At 67.6% G+C, this 21,797-nt stretch carries 17 protein-coding genes and 1 pseudogene; 3 read left to right on the top strand and 15 right to left on the bottom strand.

Annotated elements, in window-relative coordinates:
* Positions 1-36 precede the first annotated feature (36 nt).
* Both ACMGFE_RS05765 and ACMGFE_RS05760 read right to left on the bottom strand, forming a co-directional pair.
* Positions 37-759 carry an alpha/beta fold hydrolase gene (locus ACMGFE_RS05765; protein WP_436924122.1) on the bottom strand — a complete coding sequence of 241 codons (723 nt, stop codon included), beginning with the start codon at positions 757-759 and terminating at the stop codon, positions 37-39.
* A 109-nt stretch (positions 760-868) separates the two neighbouring features.
* On the bottom strand, positions 869-1,975 hold the full coding sequence (locus ACMGFE_RS05760; protein WP_436924121.1) for a Gfo/Idh/MocA family protein: 1,107 nt from the start codon (positions 1,973-1,975) through the stop codon (positions 869-871).
* A 214-nt stretch (positions 1,976-2,189) separates the two neighbouring features.
* Here ACMGFE_RS05760 and ACMGFE_RS05755 point away from each other — a divergent pair, with 214 nt between their 5' ends.
* A complete protein-coding gene (locus tag ACMGFE_RS05755; protein WP_436924120.1) occupies positions 2,190-2,792 on the top strand; it encodes a hypothetical protein in 603 nt (200 codons plus the stop codon).
* 316 nt (positions 2,793-3,108) lie between these two features.
* On the opposite strand, the gene ACMGFE_RS05750 is transcribed toward ACMGFE_RS05755, so the two are convergent.
* The 5 genes from ACMGFE_RS05750 to ACMGFE_RS05730 all read right to left on the bottom strand — a co-directional run bounded on the left by ACMGFE_RS05750 (position 3,109) and on the right by ACMGFE_RS05730 (position 7,858).
* Entirely contained in the window at positions 3,109-4,932 is a 1,824-nt protein-coding gene (locus tag ACMGFE_RS05750; protein WP_436924119.1) for an FAD-binding protein, read from the bottom strand.
* Positions 4,933-4,934: 2 nt separating this feature from the next.
* Complete coding sequence (locus ACMGFE_RS05745; RefSeq protein ID WP_436924118.1) at positions 4,935-5,825, bottom strand: succinate dehydrogenase/fumarate reductase iron-sulfur subunit; 891 nt, start codon at positions 5,823-5,825, stop codon at positions 4,935-4,937.
* On the bottom strand, positions 5,822-6,187 hold the full coding sequence (locus tag ACMGFE_RS05740) for a succinate dehydrogenase hydrophobic membrane anchor subunit (RefSeq protein WP_436924117.1): 366 nt from the start codon (positions 6,185-6,187) through the stop codon (positions 5,822-5,824). The genes ACMGFE_RS05745 and ACMGFE_RS05740 overlap by 4 nt, the downstream gene beginning before the upstream one ends.
* A 3-nt stretch (positions 6,188-6,190) precedes the next feature.
* Positions 6,191-6,583 carry a succinate dehydrogenase, cytochrome b556 subunit gene (gene sdhC, locus ACMGFE_RS05735; protein WP_436924116.1) on the bottom strand — a complete coding sequence of 131 codons (393 nt, stop codon included), beginning with the start codon at positions 6,581-6,583 and terminating at the stop codon, positions 6,191-6,193.
* A 216-nt stretch (positions 6,584-6,799) separates the two neighbouring features.
* A complete protein-coding gene (locus ACMGFE_RS05730) occupies positions 6,800-7,858 on the bottom strand; it encodes a succinylglutamate desuccinylase/aspartoacylase family protein (protein WP_436924115.1) in 1,059 nt (352 codons plus the stop codon).
* 206 nt (positions 7,859-8,064) lie between these two features.
* Between ACMGFE_RS05730 and ACMGFE_RS05725 the strand changes: the two genes are divergently transcribed.
* Positions 8,065-9,408 carry a putative ATP-dependent zinc protease gene (locus ACMGFE_RS05725; RefSeq protein ID WP_436924114.1) on the top strand — a complete coding sequence of 448 codons (1,344 nt, stop codon included), beginning with the start codon at positions 8,065-8,067 and terminating at the stop codon, positions 9,406-9,408.
* Between the two features lie 78 nt (positions 9,409-9,486).
* Here ACMGFE_RS05725 and ACMGFE_RS05720 read toward each other — a convergent pair whose 3' ends face one another.
* From ACMGFE_RS05720 to ACMGFE_RS05700, 5 genes and pseudogenes are all read right to left on the bottom strand, one after another.
* The gene (locus ACMGFE_RS05720; protein WP_436924113.1) at positions 9,487-9,786 is read right to left on the bottom strand and encodes a DUF8152 family protein; all 300 of its coding nucleotides are present in this window, start codon (positions 9,784-9,786) and stop codon (positions 9,487-9,489) included.
* Positions 9,787-9,895: 109 nt separating this feature from the next.
* Positions 9,896-10,906, bottom strand: a complete 1,011-nt coding sequence (locus ACMGFE_RS05715; protein WP_436924112.1) for a transcription initiation factor IIB — start codon at positions 10,904-10,906, stop codon at positions 9,896-9,898.
* Positions 10,907-11,130: 224 nt separating this feature from the next.
* A complete protein-coding gene (locus ACMGFE_RS05710) occupies positions 11,131-11,733 on the bottom strand; it encodes a DNA-3-methyladenine glycosylase family protein (protein ID WP_436924111.1) in 603 nt (200 codons plus the stop codon).
* A 295-nt stretch (positions 11,734-12,028) separates the two neighbouring features.
* Positions 12,029-12,541: pseudogene (gene epsC / locus ACMGFE_RS05705) on the bottom strand (serine O-acetyltransferase EpsC); the annotation flags it as partial.
* A 701-nt stretch (positions 12,542-13,242) separates the two neighbouring features.
* On the bottom strand, positions 13,243-14,400 hold the full coding sequence (locus tag ACMGFE_RS05700) for an acyl-CoA dehydrogenase family protein (protein WP_436924110.1): 1,158 nt from the start codon (positions 14,398-14,400) through the stop codon (positions 13,243-13,245).
* Between the two features lie 114 nt (positions 14,401-14,514).
* On the opposite strand from ACMGFE_RS05700, the gene ACMGFE_RS05695 reads away from it, so the two are divergent.
* Complete coding sequence (locus ACMGFE_RS05695) at positions 14,515-16,485, top strand: 3-hydroxyacyl-CoA dehydrogenase/enoyl-CoA hydratase family protein (protein WP_436924109.1); 1,971 nt, start codon at positions 14,515-14,517, stop codon at positions 16,483-16,485.
* A 36-nt stretch (positions 16,486-16,521) separates the two neighbouring features.
* Here ACMGFE_RS05695 and ACMGFE_RS05690 read toward each other — a convergent pair whose 3' ends face one another.
* The 3 genes from ACMGFE_RS05690 to ACMGFE_RS05680 form a co-directional block, all read right to left on the bottom strand.
* A complete protein-coding gene (locus ACMGFE_RS05690; RefSeq protein ID WP_436924108.1) occupies positions 16,522-18,483 on the bottom strand; it encodes an ABC transporter ATP-binding protein in 1,962 nt (653 codons plus the stop codon).
* Positions 18,484-18,612: 129 nt separating this feature from the next.
* Complete coding sequence (locus tag ACMGFE_RS05685; RefSeq protein WP_436924107.1) at positions 18,613-18,804, bottom strand: hypothetical protein; 192 nt, start codon at positions 18,802-18,804, stop codon at positions 18,613-18,615.
* A gap of 83 nt (positions 18,805-18,887) precedes the next feature.
* Positions 18,888-21,770: a DEAD/DEAH box helicase gene (locus ACMGFE_RS05680; protein ID WP_436924106.1), complete on the bottom strand. Its 2,883-nt coding sequence runs from the start codon at positions 21,768-21,770 to the stop codon at positions 18,888-18,890.
* Positions 21,771-21,797 lie beyond the last annotated feature (27 nt).

Genomic DNA, 21,797 nt, shown 5'->3' with positions numbered 1-21,797 from the left:
CACCCGAGTGGCCGCGCTTACTCGGGATGGCCCCGCTCACTCGGGTGGCGACTGCTGAGTACGGACGGGACCCGTCAGCGCGTCGGGCCCCTCCGCGAGCACGGCGAGTACCCACTCGACGGTCCGGTCGCGCGAGCCGGAGGAGAAGAACTCGTGGCCGCCGTCGTAGAGCACGGTCCGTTCGGCCGGGGCGCGCTCGCCGATGGCGTCGACGCCGACGACGCCGTCACGGAGCGAACAGAAGACGACGCTGTCCTCGCGGAAGTTCGGAAGCCGACCCTGCGCATCGGCGACCGTCCGCAGGAACGCCGGCGCGATCCGGTCGGGCCCGTCGGCCAGCTGCTCGTCCGTCGCGAGGTCGCCGAGCGCGTCGTCCTCCATGGGGACCGGGATCACCAGACGCGCGGTCGGCAACGACACGAGCAACCGCTGGAGGGGACCGGACTCGCCGGCCATCCCCCACCAGGGACTCAGGTAGACGCGCGGTGCGGTCGAGTCGAGGTGGGCCGCGACGAGGCCGCCGGTGCTGTGCGAGAGGATCCTGTCCGGGTCGGTCGCGTCGTGGCGGTCCTGGGTCGGCCGGACGTACTGCGCGTCGAAGTCGTCCCCGTGGTCGGGGATCGTCCCGACGTCGACCGCGTAGCCGGCCGCGACCAGCTCGTCGACCAGCCAGCGGACGTTCTCGTGGTGGGGGCGGTTCCCCCACCCGAGGATGAAGAGGACGCGCTCGTCGCCGTCACCGAACTCCGTGAACTCCATGCGAGACGACTGGGGAGCGGTCTTACAAAAGTTCGGGGCCGGTCGGCCGTTCCCGGCGCTCGCTTCCGTTCGTTTCTCGGGTTCGCTCCGAGACTCTCTCTGTGCTGGCTCAGTCCTCGCGCTCGGTGGGGTCGAATTCGAGTTCGCCGGCCGCGACGAGCGCCTCGAAGGCGTTGTCCGCTGCCTCCAGCGGGAAGTCCACGCGGCCGCGCTTGCGGGCAGACTCGTAGGCGCCGAAGATGATCTCCGCCGTCTTGAGGCCGTTTCTCGCGCCGAGTTCGGACTCGCGGCCCTGGCGGAGCGCGGCGAGCACCTCGGCCGCCGCGCGGTCGATGTACTCGCTGCCGTACTGGCGGCCGGCGGCGTTCGCCCCGTGGAGGTCCTCGCCGTCGACGTCGACGGCTTGCCACTCCGCGTCGCCCGCCCGGCGGATCTCCAGCATGTTCCCCGAGTCGCTGTCGAGACGGATCTCGCCCTCAGTGCCCCGGAGGACGTGCGCGGCGTCGGCGAAGCCGCTGCCCGTCCCGCCGGAGATGACGCCCTGGACGCCCGTCTCGTACTCCCAGAGCGCCCAGGCCTGGTTCTCCTGGTGCATCCCGAAGCGGACGTCCTCCTCGCGGTAGTCGATCTGCGCGATGACCCACGCCGGTTCGGCCTCGCCGGCGAACATGCCCGTCAGGTCGATGGTGTGCGCGCCGGTGTCGTAGAGGTCGCTCCAGGTGGTCTCGACCCGCTGCAGGTCGCCGATCTCGCCGTCGTCGACCAGACGCCTGGCCTCGCGGAACGGCTTCCCGAAGCGGCGCTGGCGGTTGAACGTCAACTGGACGTCCCGTCGCCAGCAGGCCTGGGCCATCCGCTGGGCGGACCCCCAGGTGTGGGCCATCGGCTTCTCGGCGTGAATAGCGGAGACGACGCCGCTGCGAGCGCAGTCCACGACGACGTCCTCGTGGATCTGCGGCGGCACCGCGACGGTGACGACGTCGGGCTCGACCGCGTCGAGCATGGTCTCGTAGTCCTCGAAGACGTGCTCGTCGGGGAGGTCGAACGTACGGCCGAACGCCTCCGCGTTCTCGGGGACGATGTCGGCGCAAGCGACGACCTCGCAGTCCGGCTGGTTCTCGAACGATTCGGCGTGGCGGTACCCCATCGCGAACCCCTCGACGGTGGGGTTCTCCGGGTCCGGTCCCGTTCCGATGACTGCGACCGTTTCGGTCATGCCCGTTCAGAGCCCGAACGCGTAAAAGCCTCTTTCGGTCGATATCGTCACTCTCAGCCAATGTGTAGCCCGATAGTGATAGATCGAAGCGCCGGTGGGAGAGGTGTCACGGGAAATGGTGGTGCCAGTTACCAGAACACGCGTTTCTACCAGACGAGTTCAATAAGATATATCACTGACTTCTCACCAACGTTACAACAGCTGAGCTATCGACATGCCTACGATAACTGTCGACGGATCCGAATTTGAGTACGAGAGACAGGCGAAGAACAGGTCCGAGAGCGTCTTCGAGGCCAGAGTCATCTGCGAGTCCCGGACCGGCGAGCGGTCCATCAGATCCTTCGAGATCGACGTGAAGGCTCGGGACGACCTGACGGCCACCCGAATCGAGACCGCGCTCGAAGACTGGAAACGAACCCATCCGACGCTGACGATCGAGCAGATCGTCATCGAGGAGACCAAGCGCTGCGGGTTCGGTCAGCGGACCGGCGAGGCCGACGGCGAAGCGGCCGCCGACGCCTCGGCGAGCGGCCAGAGCGGCCAGTCCCAGCCCCTCTACCGCGGTGGCGGGCGCTCGGTGCCGCGCTCCCCGGTCGGGTTCGGGGACGTCCCCGTCGAGCGCGGCGAGGACGTCACGTTCCACGTGGCAGGCCCGGACTCCTCGGTCTACGGCACCAGCAGCGGCACGGTGACAGGCGTCAAGACCGGGACCGAGGACTACAACGTCCTCATCATCGAGACAGACTCGGGGACCAAGCGGGTCCGCGAGGACTGGATCGTCGACGAGAGCGACGACGACGAAGACGACGAGGAGTAGCCGAACCAGACAGGGTGGTTCCGGGACGTGGGGGTCCCGGAGCGCAGAATCGATCGTATTCTGCGGGTGATCGTGGCATCGTCCCGTGAGCGGCAGCGATGGGGAGCGTGTTCAGAACCAGCGGAGGTTGCCTTTTAGCATCCGCGCGAACGAAACGAGGTGTGACCAACGGGAGCGCCTCGATGTGAACGGGGAACGGAGTGACCCGTGAACGAAGTGAGCGCGGTTCACGCGAGCGCCTACGGCGCTCGCGCTTTTTCACCCATGTTTTTGGTCGGGGGGTCGCCGCAGGCGACCCCCCGACGAAAAAGATGGGTTAGTAAGACCGCTCTTTCGGCTCGTACTCCTTCTCGCCTTCGAGGAGGACGGGCTTGTAGTAGAGGCGCGGGTTGCCGTCGTTCCAGGCGAGCAGGGTGTGTTTGAGCCACTTCTCGTCGTCGCGGAACTGGTACTGCTCGCGCCAGTGAGCGCCGCGGAACTCCTCGCGGGCGAGGGCGCCGACGGCGATGGCCTCGGCGACGTCGATGATGTTGCGCGTCTCGATGGTGTGGATGAGGTCGGTGTTGTAGGTGCGCGAGGGGTCCGAAGCGGCGACGTGCTTGTAGCGCTCGCGGGCCTCGCGGATGTCCGCGAGGGCCTCCTTGAGGTTCTCCTCGCGGCGGAAGACGTTCACGTTGGCTGTCATCGTCTCCTGGATGTCGTCGCGGACGTGCGCGTGGTTGATGCCCTCGTCTTCGAGGAGGCGCTCGACGCGCTCGCGCTGGCGCTCCACCTCCGTCTCGACGACGCTGGCGGCGTCGACCGCCGCACCGTCTGCGGCGACGCTCTCCTCGCCGGTGTCGACCGCGCCGATCTCGATCTCGTCGGGGAGGTCGCCCGCCTCGCTCTCGGCGCTCGGACCGGTCGCGATCTCGGCCTCCTTCATGTCGCCGCCCGCGGCGTGCTTGCCGGCGCGGGCACCGAAGACGAGCAGTTCCGGCAGCGCGTTACCGCCGAGGCGGTTGCCGCCGTGCAGGGAGACGCAGGCGACCTCGCCCGCAGCGTAGAGGCCGTCGATGCAGGTATGGCCGTTCTCGTCGCACTCGACGCCGCCCATCTGGTAGTGCTGGCCGGGCTTGACCGGCATCGGCTCGTCGAGGCCGTCGACGCCCTCGAAGTCCTCCGCGAGGTGGAGGATGTTTTCGAGCCGATCGAGGATGCGCTCCTCGCCGAGGTGGCGCATGTCGAGGTGGACGTACTCGTCTTCGATGCCACGTCCCTCGTTGACCTCGGTGAGTTCGGCGCGAGAGACCACGTCACGGGAGGCGAGTTCGCCGTCGTTGTTCGCGTAGCCGTACTCGAACATCAGCCGCTCCTCGTTGTCGTTGTAGAGGATCCCTCCCTCGCCCCGGACGCCCTCGGAGATGAGGACGCCGGTGGAGGGGAGCGTCGTGGGGTGGAACTGGACGAACTCCATGTCCTCCATCGGAACGCCCGCGCGATACGCCATCGCGTAGCCGTCGCCGGTGTTGGCGACCGCGTTGGTCGTGTGGTCGAACGCCTGGCCGGGGCCGCCGGTGGCGAGGATGACGCCGTCGTTCGCGCGGAAGCCGTCGATCTCGCCGCTGGCGATGTCGTAGGCGACGACGCCGTGGCACTCGCGGTCCTCCACGTCGTCGTGGTCGGTGACCGCGACGTCAAGGACGTACCACTCCTCGTAGACGGTGATACCGCGCTTGACGACCTGCTCGTACATCGTGTGGAGCAGGTGGTGGCCCGTCTCGGCGCCGGCGTAGGTGGTTCGGGGGTGGGAGAGGCCGCCGAACGGCCGCTGGGAGACGGTGCCGTCCTCCTCGCGGGAGAAGGGCATCCCCCAGTGTTCGAGCTGGATGACCTCGTCCGGGGCGTCCTGAGCGAACGTCTCGACCGCGGGGGCGTCCCCGAGGTAGTCCGACCCCTTCATCGTGTCGTAGGCGTGCAGTTCCCAGGAGTCCTCGGGGTGGAGCGCGGCGTTGATGCCGCCCTCCGCGGCTCCCGTGTGCGAACGGACGGGGTGGAGCTTCGTGACCATGGCCACGTCGGCTCCCTCCTCGTGGGCCTCGATCGCTGCTCGCAGGCCGGCGCCGCCGGCGCCGACGACGAGTACGTCGTGTTCGTGCATGGTTACCAGAATTTGAGGTTCGACTTGACTGCTTCGCGTTTCAGTTCCTGGATGTGCTCGGTGAGCGGGATGTCCTTCGGGCACACCTCGGTGCAGGAGAACTGGGTCTGGCAGCGCCAGACGCCGTGTTCCTGCTCGATGATCTCCAGGCGGTCTTCCTTCTTGATCTCGCCCTCGCGCTCGTCCATCGCGAACCGGTAGGCCTTGTTGATGGCCGCCGGGCCGAGGTACTCGTTGTCGCCCGCGGCGATGTTACACGAGGACATGCAGGCGCCGCACCAGATGCACCGCGTGGACATCTTCACCTTCTCGCGGTTCTCGGGGGACTGGCGCTGTTCCTCGCGCTCGCCCTCCGGGAGTTCGTCGGGCTGGAAGTACGGTTCGACGGCGTGCATCTGCTCGTAAAAGTGCTCCATGTCCACGACGAGGTCCTTGACCACGTCCTGGTGGGGGAGCGGTTCGATGCGGACCGGGTTCTCCAGGTCCGACATCTGGGTCTTGCACCCGAGTCGCTGCTGGCCGTTGACGAACAGGGCGTCGGAGCCGCAGACCGCCTGTCGACAGGAGTGGCGGAAGGTGAGCGAGGAGTCGTAGTGGTCCCGGGCGTAGATGAGCGCGTCGAGGACGGTCATCCCCTTGAAGAAGGGGACCGAGAAGTCGTCGAAGCGGGGCTCCTCCTTGCCCTCGACCTCGGGGTCGTAGCGGAACACCTTGATCTGGACGGTGTCCTCGGCCTCCCGCACCTCTTCGCGGGCCTGCTCCTCGCGCTCACGGGCCTCCGCTCGTGCCTTCTTCTCCGAGAGGCGCCGCTCCTGCGGGGTCTGTTCGGCCTCCGCGGCCGCGTCGGCCTCGGTCTCTTCGTCGGTCTGCTCGGGTTCGATTTGGGTGCTCATAGTAGATCAGTCATCGCGAGCGCCACGCGGGTTCCCTGAACGATCAGTGCTAGGCTCGCCAGCGCCAAAACGGCCCCGACTGCGCGCTTGCGGGTGCCCTCCAGGCCCTGGTTGATCAGGGCGTTGTAGACGCCGTTGACGCCGTGGAAGGTCGCGGTGACGAGGAACAGCCACATCGTCGCGAAGTAGCCGACCTGTCCCATCCGCGCCTGGGTGCCGGCGAAGGTGATCTCCGCGGCGTGGTTGACGAAGTGCAGGAGGAAGAAGTGGAAGGCGAGAACGCCGATCAGGAAGACCGCAGTCAGCCGCTGGAGGAGCCACTTGGTGCCCCCGCGCTGGAACGAGGAGTAGTGCTGTGCCATGAATTACACCCCCGCGAGGAACGTCGGCACGCTCGCGACGACGATGGCGGCCGTCACGACGAGCGACGCGTAGAAGCTCTTGTCCTGGTTCTCCAGCCCGAACCCGAGGTCGACGAACAGCAGTCGCACGCCGTTGAGGATGTGGAAGACGGCCACGGACAGCAGGCCGACCTCCAGGACGCGGACGACGAGCAGTTCCTCGAGTCCCTGGAGCGTGTTGGTGTACACCGTCGGGTCGTTGGCGGTCGCCGTGCTCAAGACGGCGATGTGCGTGAAGAGGTAGCCGACGAGCACCCAGCCGGTGAACTTGTGGAAGATCCAGGCCCACATGCCCGGCTGGAACTCCCGCCACCGGCCGAAGTCCTCGACCGCTCCGCGGTCGTACGTCTCGCTCATACACCGGGCGCAAAGGCTCCGGGGGGTATAGTAGTTTCTACACCGACCCGTTTCGGCCGCCGAACACGTTCACAGGAGTCCACAACTCGCCGGTTTCGGTCGGTATTTCCCGATTTTCCGGGATCGTTCGCGACCGTCGTGAAACCGAACTGTCACAGTCTGTCGGTGCGGGCCGACGACAGGGTGGTCGCGGGACTGTCCGACGGCGCGCGCGACTCACTCCGCGGCGGTCACGTCGTCGTGCGAGTCGGTGCGTTCGGAGGTCGCACCGACGCCGCCGTTGCGCTCGATGGCCTCCAGCGTCTTCTCGTCGAGTTTTACGAGGTGACAGAGCGGGTTCCCCGGATAGACGACGGGGTTCTCCAGCACGCCGACGAGCAGCCCGGTGAACGGCGCCTCGACGCGCGCCGTCTCGGTCTTGAACGGGTTGGCGATGGTACAGATGGTCTCGCCCTCGCGGACGACAGCCCCCCGTTCCTCGTGCATGTCGACGAGCCCTCCGGCGTCTGCCCGGAGCCAGGTCTTCTCGCCGGAGCCCTCGATGACGGTCCGCCACCCGGGCCAGCGGACGCGTTCGGTCGGCAGGAGGCCGAACTCCGCGAGGACGCTCTCGGCGCCCACGAGGGCGCGGTCGATGAGCGAGCGCTGGAAGCGATGGGCCTCGCCCATCTCGACGGTTATCGTCGGGGTGGCGCGCTCGCTGGCCTCGCGGCGGAGCGTCCCTTCGGACCCCTCGTTGTCGATGATGACGTTCGAGGCGAACGCCCGCGCCACGCGCTCGACGGCCGAGTCATCCATGTCGGCGCGGACGTGGAGCATGTTCGTCCGTCCACGGGTGGAGGTGTGGAAGTCGATGCCCAGATCGCAGGGCCTGACGAAGTTGTGGAAGATCCGCTGGGCCATCCGCTTCGCGCTGGTCGAGCCCTCCTTGCCCGGGAACGACCGGTTGAGGTCGCGGTCGTAGACGGGGAGGTATCGCTCCTGGGCGATGAACCCGGGCACGTTCAGCACCGGCAGACAGATGAGCGTCCCGTTGAGGTCGTCGAGGTTCCACTCGTGGGCGATCTCGCGGACGACTTCGACGCCGTTGAGTTCGTCCCCGTGGGAGGCGGCGCTGAGAAACGCCGTCGGGCCGGGTTCGGCCCCGTTGACGATGGTGACGGGGATCCTGACGGGATCGCCGAGATACGTCTCGCTGACGCTGTAGCGCACGTTGGCCGTCTCACCCGGGTCGACCCGACCGCCGTCGTAGGTGAACGGCTCGGCCTCGTCCATACCTGCCAGTACGGCCGGGGGTTGAAACGTGTGGCGGCCCCGGCCGGCGAACCGATACCGGGCCGGGTCGGGCCGGGACCGAACCGAGATCGGAACCGAGCCGAGATCGGACCGCGGCCGATCGCGTCGGTTCACCGTCAAATCCCGGGGGAGACGCCGAGAGGGCGACCGTCAGTTCTTTCCTCCGCCGTCGAGTGGTCTCGGTCATGGCGACTTCTGACTCCGTCTCGGTGGGGGTATTGAGTCTCCACAACAGCAAGGAGACCAAGGCGATACTGAACGCCGTCGAGGATCTGGGCCACGACCCCGAGTGGCTCCGCCGCGAGAACACCACGATGCGGATCGAGGGCTCCGAGCCGATTCTCGAACCCGACGTGGACGTGATCGCGAACCGGCTACTGCTCTCGAAATCGACCGAGCCCTGCGAGGAGATGGGGCTGGCCAACACGTTCGAACAGCTCTGCCCGATGCTCAACGAGCCCGCGAAGACGCTCACGTCGATGCACAAGGTGGCCTCTGCGGTCGCGCTCTCGGACGCCGACGTGCGCGTTCCCGACGCGCTGTTGGCGCTCTCGTCCGATCGGCTCAACCTCGAACGCGACTCGTTCGGCGAGGAGGCCGTCTACAAGACCGCGATCGGGACCAACGGTGGCGGCACCTGGAAGGTGAACGCGTCCGAGCACGTCAACGCCCGCGTCGGCAACCGCTACGCGTTCCTCCAGAAGCTCCTGGAGCGGGGCGACGTGCCGACCCGCGACCTGCGGGTGTACGTCGTCGACGGCGAGGTCGTCGGGTCGATGTTCCGCTACGCGCCCGAGAACGAGTGGCGCACCAACGTCGCCCTCGGAGGTCACGTCGAGGACGCCACGGACGACGTGCCGGACGAGGTCATCGCGACCGCGAAGACGGCCGTCGAGGCGGTCGGGCTCGACTACGCCGGCGTCGACCTCATGGAAGGCGCCGACGGCTGGTACGTCCTCGAAGTCAACCCGACCGCCGGGTTCAAGGGCCTCTTCGAGGCCACGGGGACCAGCCCAGCGCCCTACATCGCGAAGCTCGCGATCGAACGGGTGGGCGGCGAGGTGGACGACGAGCGCGTCGACGAACTCGCCGGTTTCCTCGACGACTCGGTGCCCGCGTGCAAGCCACCGGCCGTCTCGACGTCGGGATCCGACCCCCTCGTCATCGGCTACACCGAGGAGGTCCTCATCAGCGGGACGAAAGGCTCCGAGTCCGTCGTCGCGAAGTCCGACACCGGCGCGACCCGGACGAGCATCGACACGCAACTCGCCGCCAACATCGGCGCCGGCCCGATCAAGTCCATCACGAAGGTCCGCTCGGGGTCGTCGAAGAGCTCGAAGAGCCGGCCGCTCGTGGACGTGGTCGTCGGCGTGGGCGGCACCCGCCACACCGTCACCGCCAGCGTCGAGGACCGCAGCCACATGAACTACCCCGTCATCCTCGGCCGCGACATCCTCGGTGACTACCAGGTCGACGTGAGCCGCAAGGCCGACCGCGAGTCCGACCCCGAGATCGAGTCCGAGGAGTAGCTGTCGCCGCCCCCGTCCTCGCTTCGTTCTCGTCCCGTCACTCCCCGTCCGCGATGCGCTCGGCGAGTTCCCGCGCCGTCACTCCCCGTCCGCGATGCGCTCGGCGAGTTCCCGCGCCGTCGCGACCCGTTCGTCCGCGGCGTCGTCCCCCGTCTCCTCGACGTTGGCGAGCAGGTCAGCGACGTGGCCCACGCGCTCGCGGACCACGCCCGCGTCACCGCCCGTCGTCGCGACGTCGCTCGCGTCGCCGGCGACCGCTTGCGCCTCGCCGATCCAGCGGCTCGCCTCACGCTCGACGGGGCGTTCCTCGGTCGCTCGCAACGCGTCGTGGAGTCGCTCGACCCGCTCGGCGAGCGAGTCGTCGTGATCGTCGGTCACAAAGAAACAGACGAGCCCCGGCCCCTTCCGTTCGGGGGCTCGGGGGCGGGTCGGCGCCGTACTCCGGGACACGGCCACGGGTGGTCACCGTCTCGTCGGCCCACCGTCCTCAGGCGAACTGCGGTTCCTCGGCGGCTTCGAGCAGTTCCTTGTAGCGGTTGCGGATGGTCACCTCGGAGACGTCGGCGACCTCGCTGACCTCCGCCTGCGTGATCTTCTCGTTGCACAGCAGCGGCGCGGCGTAGACGGCCGCGGCCGCGAGGCCGACCGGGCTCTTGCCGACGTGGACCTGCTCGGCCTTGGCCGTCTCGAGGAGTTCGCGAGCGCGGCGCTCGGCCTCGTCCGAGAGGTCCAGGTCGGAGGCGAACCGGCCGACGTAGCTCTCGGGGTCGGCGGGCTCGATCTCCAGGCCGAGTTCGCGGACGACGTAGCGGTAGGTCCGCTGGAACTCCATCTCGTCGATCCGGCTGACCGCGACGACCTCGTCGATGCTGCGCGGCGTGCCGGCCTGTCGCGCGGCGCCGTAGACGGCGCTGGAGGCGACGCCCTCGATGGAACGGCCGGGCAGCAGGTCCTCGTCCAGCGCGCGGCGGTAGATGACCGACGCGGTCTCGCGGACGTTCTCGGGCAGGCCCAGCGCGCTGCCCATGCGCTCGATCTCGCCGAGCGCCTGCTTGAGGTTGCGCTCTTTGGAGTCGCGGGTGCGGAACCGCTCGTTCCAGGTGCGCAGGCGCTGCATCTTCTCCCGCTGGTTCGAGTTCAGCGAGTTGCCGTAGGCGTCCTCGTTCTGCCAGCCGATGTTCGTCGAGAGGCCCTTGTCGTGCATCATGTTCGTCGTCGGCGCGCCGACGCGCGACTTCTCGTCTTTCTCCGAGGCGTTGAACGCCCGCCACTCCGGGCCGGGATCGATCTCGTCCTCGTCGACGACGAGGCCGCAGTCCTCGCAGACCGTCTCGCCGCGGGTGCCGTCGGTGACGAGCGATCCGCTACACTCGGGGCAGACTCGTTCGTCTGTCGACTCCTCGCGGGCGCGTTCCGACTCGGCCTCCGTCTCGGTTCGCGTCTCCGGGCTCGATACGCGAGTCTTCGCCGTACCGGTGGTAGTGCGCGTGTCTGTCATGGTGAGTCACCTGCGTGGAGGGCAGGATGGGTGGGCGGGGGCTACCGGCGGGGGAAAACCGAAGAATCCGGGAGCCGTCCCAACTAACCAATCGTAAGGGAGAAAACTACTTAAACGTTTCGCAGCCGTTACCTATCGAACGTCGGCGAGCGGCCCCGTCCGCGGCGTTCTGGGGGGATCTCTCCCGGCACCCGAGCGTCGCTATCCGGCTATCTGGGGCGAGATCAGTCCTGGCCGACTTCGGTTTCGCCGCCCTCGTAGTGGTTCCAGAGGTACAGCGACGCGTACGAGCGGTAGGGCCGCCAGCGCTCGGCGGCGTCGACCATCTCCGCGCGCGTCAGCTCGGCGTCGAACAGCAGGTCCATCCCTTTGCGGATGCCCAGGTCGCCGACCGGGAAGACGTCCTCCCGGCCGAGGCCGAACAGGAGGAACATGTCCGCCGTCCACGGGCCGATCCCGTGGATCGCCGTCAGTTCCGCTTTGACGGCGTCGTCGGTCATCTCGGCGAACGTCCGCCGGTCCCACCCGTGGTCGACGAACGCCTGCGCCGCGGTCTTGACGTATTCGGCTTTCGCCTGCGAGAGCCCCGCGTCGAGGAGGACGTCGCGGTCGGCCGCGAGCATCCCCTCCGGCGTCACTTCGACGGCCTCGAACAGCCGTTCCCGGATGGCCGCCGCCGACGCCATCGACACCTGCTGGCGGATCAGTGAGACCACCAGTCGTTCGTAGAGATCCTCGGCCGGTTCGAGTTCGAGCGGCCCGTGCCGGGTCACGACGGGGCCGAGAATCTCGTCGTCCGCGAGCGCCTCGATGTGGTCCGCTGTCATCGCCAGGGAGTCGGGACTGGGCCGGCAAGGCCGTTTCGAACCGCACCGCCCCGCTCCGCTCCGGACTCGCCGTCGAGTGGCCGCCCAGCAAAAGGACCGCGCTTCAGTCGCCGATCCCCGCCGTCCCGCAGCAGGCCGGCGGGTCCGCGAGCGTCGCCTCTTCCGCGTCCTCCCCGGTGCGGCCCGCTTCGGCATCGCCGTCGCCGGTCTCCCCGGTCTCGCGGTCGCCGTTCGCGGCGGCCTCGCCGACTTCCGCGTCCTCTGCCGTCGGTTCGGACTCGGCCGCTTTCCCGTCGCCGCCCCGCTCGACAACTTTCGCCGGATTGCCGACGACGGTCGCACCGGGCGGCACGTCCTCGACGACGACCGCTCCGGCGCCGACCGTCGCGCCGTCGCCGATGGTGATGTCGCCCACCAGCGTCGATTGCGCGCCGAGTGTCACGCCGTCGCCGACCGTGGGGTGGCGCTTGACCGGCCGCGGGTCGTCCCCGCCCAGCGTCACGCCGTGGTACATCGCCACGTCGTCGCCGATTTCCGCCGTCTCGCCGATCACGACGCCCATCCCGTGATCCACGAAGACTCGCCGCCCGAGTTCCGCGCCCGGATGGATCTCGACGCCGGTGAAAAACCGGGTCAGCTGTGAGACCAGCCTGGCGGTGAAGTGCAAGTCGTGCGTCCAGAGCCAGTGGGCCAGCCGATAGGCCCAGACGGCGTGGAGGCCGGCGTAGAGAAACACCTCGGCGGTGCTCCTGGCGGCGGGGTCGGTCTCGCGGGCTGTGCGAACGTCCTCGCGGAGTCGGTCGAACATGGTGTGTGAGTGCGTAGGTCCGTGTCGGTGCGTCGAGCGAGCGATGCGAACGAGAAGGAGCGGGCGCTCAACAACACCGTCGCCGAACACTGTTCGGCTGGTCGGTCCCCGTGCGAGCGGACGAGCGCGAGCGCCCGTAGTGCATGTCTCTCATTCCACTTCCCAGCGGCTTAAATCGTGCGACACTCTCCCGGAGTCGTTCGATCTGTCGATATCTGGTCACTTGGTTCCGAGAATCGCTCGCTCAGCGTTGCTTCGACCGTACTCGACAGTGAGTGCTGATAGCCCTCGGCCCGCTCGCTAGCAGTCGGAACTGCAGACTACGCCAAGCAACGAAAGCCCTCGGCCCGCTCGCTAGCAATCGGAGCAACCGCAGGTAACAGCAGGTGATGAAAGCCCTCGGCCCGCTCGCGGTCGCTGAGCGACATACCCTCGCTTCGCTCGGGTAGTGGTCGCTCAGGCGACTCCGTTCGCTTCGCTCACCGCGACCGGGCCTCGCCCTTTCAGTCCGCCAGGACAACAACAGCACCGCCCCGTACAGCACCGCAGACAGCCTCACACCTCCCCAACCGACTGCGCTTCTCGCTCACTGCGCTCGCTGCGATGCTCATCCCTCGCACGACTACGTCGCGCCACAGAGGGCGCGACAGCGCGCGCCACAGCCGGTGACGTGACCGAGAGCGAAACGCCCAACGACCGGATCAGGCGATGCCTTTGCCGAGGAGTTCGCGGGCGATGATGTTCTTCTGGATCTCGGTGGTGCCCTCGTAGATCTGGGTGATCTTCGCGTCGCGGTAGAACCGCTCGACGTCGAAGTCGTTGACGTAGCCGGCACCGCCGTGGATCTGGACGGCCTCGTCGGCGGTCTCGACCGCCACGCGGGAGGCGTACTCCTTGGCCATGGAAGCGAGCTGGGTGAGCTGGTCGTCGGCGTGGTCGACGCTCCAGGCGGACTTGTAGGTCAGCTGGCGCGCCGCCTCGGTCTTCGTGTGCATGTCGGCGAGCTTGTGCTGGATGGCCTGGAACTCGCTGATGGGCTTGCCGAACTGCTCGCGCTCCTGGGCGTAGTCGAGCGCGCGCTCGGCGGCGCCGCGGGCGATGCCGACGCCCTGGGCCGCGACGGCGGTGCGGGTCTCGTCGAAGAACTGCATCAACTGGAGGAACCCGGCGCCGCGGGTACCGACGAGGTTCTCCTCGGGGACGCGCACGTCGTCGAACATGAGCTCCGCCGTGTCCGAGGCGCGGATGCCGAGCTTGCCGGTTATCTTCTCGGTCTGGAAGCCGTCGCGGTCGGACTCGACGAGGATCTGCGAGAAGCCGTTGTACCGGCCCTCCGCGTCGGGGTCCGTCTTGCAGAGGACGACGAAGAAGTCGCCGACCGACCCGTTCGTGATCCACATCTTGTTGCCGTTGATCACCCACTCGTCGCCGTCTTTCTCTGCGGTCGTGGAGACGCTGGACACGTCCGATCCCACGTCGGGTTCGCTGATGGCAGAGCCCATGATGGCCTCGCCCTCCGCGACCGGGCGGAGGTACTCCTCTTTTTGCTCCTCGGTGCCGAACTCGACGAGCGCGTCGGCGCCGAAGGCGGCCGAGGAGATGGAGAGACCGATCCCCGGATCGGCGGCGAAGAGCTCCTCCACGATGATGATGTTCGTCAGGTAGTCGTAGCCGACGCCGCCGTACTCCAGCGGGACGTTCGACCCGACCAGCCCCAGTTCGGCTGCCTGATCGACCAGGTCGTGCGGGAACTTCTCTTCGGTGTCGTACTCGGTCGCGACCGGCTTGATCTCGTTCTCGGCGAAGCGACGGACCTCGTCGCGGACCTGTTTCTGTTCGTCTGAAAGGGCGAAGTCCATACTGTAATTGTCATTGGTTACCATACATAACGCTTCGTAATCAACTACCAACTCGTCAGTCGTTTACTTATGAGAGAAACCTTGAAACGGCAGCCGAGAGAGCATACACACGTCATGAACTTCGAGGATATCGAACAGGTCGCGGTACTCGGCGCCGGCAACATGGGCCACGGCATCGCCGAAGTTGCGGCGCTGGCGGGATACGACGTGGCGATGCGGGACATCAAACAGGAGTTCGTCGACGACGGCTACGACAACATCGAGTGGTCGCTCGGCAAGCTGGCAGAGAACGGCCAGATCTCCGACGAAGAGGCCGACGCCGCGCTCGACCGCGTCGAGCCGCTCGTGGACCTCGAGACAGCGGTCGAGGACGTCGACGTGGTCATCGAGGCCGTCCCCGAGAAGATGGAGATCAAGAAGGAGGTGTACGACGAGGTCGACGAGTACGCCCCCGAAGGGGCCATCTTCGCCACGAACACGTCCAGCCTCTCCGTCACGGAGCTCTCCGAAGTGACCGACCGCCCCGAACAGTTCTGTGGCATGCACTTCTTCAACCCCCCGGTGCGGATGCAGCTCGTCGAGGTCATCTCGGGCGCCCACACGAGCGACGAGACGCTCGACGCCGTCGAGGAGCTCGCCGAGGCGTTCGACAAGACCCCCGTCCGCGTCCGGAAGGACTCGCCCGGGTTCATCGTCAACCGCATCGCCGTCCCGCAGATGAACGAGGCCGCCTGGCTCGTCTACGAGGACGAGGCGACGATCGCCGAGGTCGACGCGACGACGAAACACGACATGGGCCTGCCGATGGGCGCGTTCGAACTCTCCGACTACGTCGGCCTCGACGTCTCCTTCGACGTCCTCGAGTACGTCAACGGCGAGCTCGGTCGCGCGTACGAGCCCTGTCCGCTACTCCGTGAGAAAGTCGAGGCCGAGGAGTTCGGCACGAAGAGCGGGAAGGGCTTCTACGACTACGACGACGGCGAGGGCGTCCAGATACCGCGCGGGGAGGGCCGCGACGACATCGAGGCGCTGCTCATTGCCGTGACCGCCAACGAGGTCGCGAAGCTAGTCGACGAAGACGTCGCCGACCCGGCGGAGATAGACGAGGCGGTCATGCTCGGACTCGGCTGGCCGCGGGGGCCCGCGAAGATGGCCGACCAGCACGGCGTGGCCGACCTCGTCGAGACGCTCGACGAGTGGCACGAGCGACACGACCACCCGCGCTACGAGGCCGCCGACTACCTGCGCGAGGTCGGTGAGTCGGGCGGGTTCTACGACGCCGGCGAACCCGCGGACGAAACCCGCGAGTTCGAGACCATCACCGTCTCCGTCGACGACCGGGTTGGTCGGATCGAGATCGACCGGCCCCACCGGATGAACACCATCACGATGGAGATGCTCGACGAGATCGACGCCGCGATCGACGACTTCGAGGCGGACGAGGGCGTCCGCGCGGTCCTCCTGACCGGTGCCGGCGACCGGGCCTTCTCGGCCGGGTTCGACGCCTCGACCGCGGCGGCCGGGAGCGGCATCGAGGCCCACGAGCTCTCCCGGAAGGGCCAGCAGACCTTCGGCCGGTTCGAGGAGAGTCCCATGCCCGTCGTCGCGGCCATCGACGGCTACTGTCTGGGGGGTGGCATGGAGCTCGCGACCGCCGCCGACATGCGTATCGCGAGCGAGCGAGCCCAGTTCGGTCAGCCCGAGCACAACCTCGGCCTCCTGCCCGGCTGGGGAGGCACCCAGCGGCTCCGCGCCGTCGTCGGCGAGGGACGGGCCAAGGAGATCATCTTCACGGCGCGCCGGGACTACGACCCCGAGACGATGTACGACTACGACTTCGTCAACGAGGTCGTCGAGAACGACGAGTTCGAGGCCCGCGTCGCCGAGCTTACTAGCGACCTCGCCGCCGGCCCGCCGGTCGCCCAGAAGTTCACCAAGATGGCGATGCACGCCGGCCGGGACGACACCGACGCCGGGCTCGAAGTCGAGAACTTCGCCTTCGGTCACCTGTTCACCACGGACGACATGTGGGAGGGGATGGCCGCGTTCCAAGAGGACCGCGAGCCCGAGTTCGAAGGGAAGTAACAGCGACAGTTCGTTTTCGACTGGATTTGCCCGACTTCAGTCGTCCTCGGCGGCGTCGAGCGCCTGCTGGGCCACGCGTTCGCTGGCCTGTTCGACGAACTCCTCGGGCAGTTCCTCGATCTCACCGGCCTGCACCCGCCAGAGATTGGCGTAGAGGCCGTCGCTCTCCAGCAGATCGTCGTGCGAGCCGCGTTCGACGATCTCGCCGTCCTCGATGACGAGGATGGTGTCGGCGTCGCGGACCGTCGACAGGCGGTGAGCGATGATGAAGGTCGTCCGGTCGGCGGCGAGTTCGTCGATGGAGCGCTGGATCAGCATCTCCGTCTCAGTGTCGACCGCGGAGGTGGCCTCGTCGAAGATCATGATCGCGGGCGACTGGAGGATAGTCCGCGCGACTGCGACGCGCTGGCGCTGGCCGCCGGAGAGTTTCACGCCGCGCTCGCCGATGTCCTGGTCGTAGCCGTTCGGGAGGTTGCTGATGAAGTCGTGGGCCTCGGCGCGCTTGCAGGCCGCGACGACCTCCTCGCGAGTGGCGTCGAACTGGCCGTACTTGACGTTCTCCTCGACGGTGCCGTCGAACAGGAAGTTATCCTGACCGACGTAGCCCATCGACCCCCGGAGACTGGACAGCGTCACGTCGCGCACGTCGTGGCCGTCGATCCGGATCTCGCCCTCGTTCACGTCGTAGAGACGCAGGAGGAGCTTGACGATGGTCGTCTTGCCGGCGCCGGTGGGGCCGACGAGGCCGACCGTCTCGCCCGGGTCCAGGTCGATGTCGATGTCTTCGAGGATGGTCTCGTCGCCGTCGTAGCTGAACGTCACGTCGTCGTACTCGACGCGGCCCTCGATGTCTTCGAGGTCGACGGCGTCGGGTTTGTCCTGGATGTGGACGGGCAGGCTCATCAGGCCGAGGATGCGCTTCGTCGAGGCCTTCGCGTCCTCGTAACGCTCGATGATGTTGCCCATCTGGGCGAGCGGGTTGACGAGCCGCTGGGTCAGGAGGAGGAACGTGACGAGCGTCCCCACGGTGAGTTCGCCGTACTGCCTCCCGAGGAACGAGAAGTCGTTCGTGAACGGGCCCGGGGGGCCCTGGAGGATCCAGACGCCGCCGACGATGAACGTCGCGATGAACGCCAGCGACGTCAGCACTCGCAGGCCCGGGCGGTAGACGAACCCTAGACGGAGCGCGAGCCAGTCGAGTCTGAAGTACCGGTAGGAGTGCTCCTCGACGCGTTCGTCCTCGTAGTCCTCCGTGTTCGAGGACTTGATGACCTGGATGCCGTTGAGGTTGTTCTCGAGGCGGCTGTTGAGGCTCCCGACCGACTCGCGGATGTCGGCGTAGCGCTCCTCGGCGAGTTGCATATACCAGTAGGTGAACACGGCAGAGAGCGGGACGACGACCAGCGTCACGACCGCGAGCTGCGGGTTGAGCCAGAGGAGAATGACGGCCGTCCCGAGCATCAGGACGATGAGCTGGATCATCTCGCCCATCATCGAGTCGAGGAACTGCTCCAGCCGGTTGGTGTCGTTCGAGAGGATGGAGATGAGTTCGCCCGTCTGGACCTCGTTGAAGAAGTCCATGTCCAGCCGCTGCATCTGCTTGTAGGTCGCCGTGCGAGCCTCGTGTTTCACGCGGTGGGAGAAGAGGTTCAGCGAGGAGGCCCTGACGAAGATCAGCAACGCCTGGCCGACCATCGCGACGCCCATCGTGCCGATGGCGAACCAGAACTGGCCCATCGTGGTGGTGGGGAGCCAGGCGTCCGGGACGAACGGTAGGGAGAACGCCGCGTCGTCGCGGAAGATGGCGTCGATGGCGACCCCGAGGATGACCGGGGGAACCAGCGAGAAAAAGCGCGACCCGATACTCGCGAGGACACCGACGACGAACCACCGCCTGTTGCCGTGGCCGAACTGCATGAACAGCTGCCACAGCGGGTGTTCGATCTCCTCGCGGTGTCGCTCGATGTACTCCGAATCTATCGCTTGGTCTGGGCTCACGGGTTAGGCTGTCACGCGTGTTAGCCATCCCACCGCAAAAAGGGGTCGGTCGACCACAGTCTCTCCGCTAGTTTCGCCGCCGTCGGTCGGACTCCCGGTCGTCCGTTGGAGCGAGACGCGCCCTCGGACTCAGCACATCTCCCCCAGGTCCCGCCACTCCTCGGTGTGGAGTCCGACGTCGAGTTCGCGGCCGCACCCTTCGCAGTAGAACGTGCCGCTGCGTCGGTCGGGCGGGAACTCCGCCGACTCGCCGTGCTCGTCGCACGAGACCCGGATCCCACGTTCTTCACCGTCCAGGAGTTCGACTGAGTAACTGGTCATTCGAGCAGGCATCTGTCGGAGTCGGTCGGAGATAAACCCGACGCCGGCACAGTCCGCCGTCGGTCGACCCGACTCCGACCGACTCAGTCCCAGAAGCTTCGGGTCCGCGCGTACTCGCGCTCGCGGCGGAGGATGTCGCGGTAGAACTCGTCCTCGTCCTCGCGGAGCTTGTTGATGATCAGGGCGGCGTTGCGCGGTCCGACGCCGCGGGCCGCGAGCGCGATTACCGCCTGTTTGCCGTGCGTCTGGACGAGGCTCGCGGACGTGTACGCGCGCTCGGTCATCTTCTCCTGCTCGTCGTCCTTGTCGTCGGCCTTGACCGCCGACACCACCTCGTCGGCCCAGGGGTTCAGCGCGGCGATACGGGTCGACCCGCACTCGGGACACTCCGGCCGGTCGCGGATCCGCTTGACCGGCTTCTTGCGCTCCCAGTCCTGGCAGTGCAGACAGAAGAGGATCATCCGGTCGTTCTGGATGCGCTCGCGCACGGTCTGGATGACGCTCGCGTCGGCGTGGTCCGGCGAGAGCAGTTCCTGCCCGGCGCTGCGGCCGCCGAGTCCGATCGGCGTCCGCTCGCCGAGGCGTTCGACCGAGAGCTCGCCGGACTGGACCCGTTCGAGCACCGCCGCGGCCCCCTCGACGTCCAGTTCCTCGTGGAGCATCTCGCGGACGGCCTCGTCGTAGACGGGCGTCCCTTCCAGGGCGTCCATGAGGCGGTCGCGGCCGAACCGGTTGCTCGACCCGCGGCCGCGCCAGCGCTTGAGCGCGCCGAACTTCGTCGCGACCTGGGCGACCTTGAACTTCAGCGAGTCGGCGTTCTTCAGGCTCAACTCGATCAGGTCCGGCAGGTGGACCGGGTCCGTCTCTTCGAGCACTTCCAGCACGTCCGTCGCCGACGCGTTCCGCGGCACTTCCAGTTCGATCCGGTAGGGGTCGATCTCCATCCCCACCGACGAGCCGGTCCGCTGGCCGAGCAGCGCCGACAGCAGGCGCCCGAGCGTCTCGTTGATCTTGTGGCCGAACGCGGCGTTGACGACGAGTTCGCGCCCGCGGAACTCGACGAGGAGGTCGCGATCCGTCGGGATCGGGTGCTCGTGGTCGGCCACCTGTTCGAGCCCGCCGCCGATGGTCTCGCTATCGCCGTCGTAGCGGGACGTGAACTCCCGCGCCACCGAGTCGACCGACGCCCCCGACTGGAGCTGTCGGCCCGCGATCCCGCGCATCTCGCCGACTTCCTGCGCGACGGCGTAGGGGACCGGGATCTCCGAGCCGGTCCAGGAAGGCACCTCGCCGCCGGGGTCCTCGACGGGCGAGACCGTCACCGTCTCCTCCTCCTCGTCGATCTCCGTGATGCGCCACATCTCGCCGCGCTGGATGAACACCTCGCCGGGCGTGGCGAAGTTGACGACGAAGCGCTCGTCGAGCGTCCCCACGTCGCGGCCGCTGGCGACGTCCTCGACGCTGTAGGTCGCCTCGTCGGGGATCATCGAGAGGTTGTGATAAAAGTACTGCCAGGTCCCCCGTCGCTTCTGGATCTCGTCGGTCTCCTCTTCGAGCCAGACCACCTTGTTCCCGGCGAGCTCTCTGACGACGCTCTTGAACTCGCGTTCGGAGAGGTCGCGGAACGGGTACGCCCGCGTCACGATCTCGTAGGCGCGCATCGCACGGATGTCGCCGAAGTCCATGACGAGCCCGGCGATCTGGTTGGCGACGGTGTCGAGACTGCCGTCGTGGATCTGCGCCGACTCGACCTCGCCCGCGCGCGCCTTCCGCGCGATGGCGAGCGCTTCGAGCGTGTCGTCGGGGTGGGCGGTGACGATGGTACCGCGGGAGACCAGGTCGCGGCGGTGGCCCGCCCGCCCGACGCGCTGGAGCAGTCGCGTCACCTGTCGCGGACTGTTGTACTGGATCACGTGGTCGACGTGGCCCACGTCGATGCCCAGTTCCATCGACGACGTGCAGAGCAGGCCGTCGAGTTCCCCCGCTTTGAAGTCGTCCTCGACCTCGATGCGGGACTCCTTGGCGAGCGAGCCGTGGTGGACCCCGATGTTCGCGTCGAGTTCCTTGAACCGCGAGCCCAGCGCCTCGGCCAGTTGCCTGGTGTTGACGAAGATCAGCGACGACTCGTACTCCTCGACCAGTTCCGTGATGTACCGGACGTGGCTCGCGAAGTCCGGGTCGGTCATCAACTCGCCGGCGAGGCGTTCGTCGCCGTCCCGCACCTGCGGCGAGCGGACGCGCACGTCGAGCCGGCTGCCCACGTCGATCTCGACGACCGAACAGCCGCGGTCGCCGGTCAGGAACTGCCCCACCTCTCCGGGGTCGCCCACCGTCGCCGAGAGGCCGATCCGCTGGAAATCGTCGGCCAGTTCGAGCAGGCGCTCCAGGCCGACCGTCATCTGCGCGCCCCGCTTGGAGACCGCCAGTTCGTGGACCTCGTCGACGACGACGTGGTCGACGTCGGTCAGCGCCGTCCGCAACTTCGACCCGGTCAGCATCGCCTGCAGCGTCTCGGGGGTCGTCACGAGTACGTCCGGGGGGTCGTTGGCCTGCTTCTGGCGCTGGTAGTCGGTCGTGTCGCCGTGGCGGACCTGCACGTCCAGATCCAGCCGGTCGCCCCACCACTCCAGCCGCTCGCGCATGTCCCGGTTCAGCGCCCGCAGCGGCGTGATGTAGAGCGCACCGATGCCGAAGGTGTCCTGTCCTTCCAGCGCGTCGAAGACGGGGAGCATCGCCGTCTCGGTCTTGCCCGTCCCCGTCGGCGCGACGGCGAGGACGTTCTCGCCGTCGACCAGCGGCGGGATCGCCTTGCGCTGTGGCTCGGTGGGCGTCTCGAAGCCCCGCTCCGAGAGCGCCGTCCGGACCTCCGTCCCCAGCGCGGCGAACGCCGCGGGGTCGCCGTCCTCGGGGCCACCGCTCGACTCGCCGACGGCCTCGGCGTCACCGGCTGCTCCGGCGTCTGTCATCGCCCGCCCTACGGGTTTGACCCGATT

Origin of the sequence: Halosimplex amylolyticum (assembly GCF_051414035.1) — an archaeon.
Taxonomy (GTDB): Archaea; Halobacteriota; Halobacteria; order Halobacteriales; family Haloarculaceae; genus Halosimplex; species Halosimplex amylolyticum.
The sequence above is the reverse complement of the archived record's forward strand: the minus strand, read 5'-3'. Positions and strand labels throughout refer to the sequence as shown.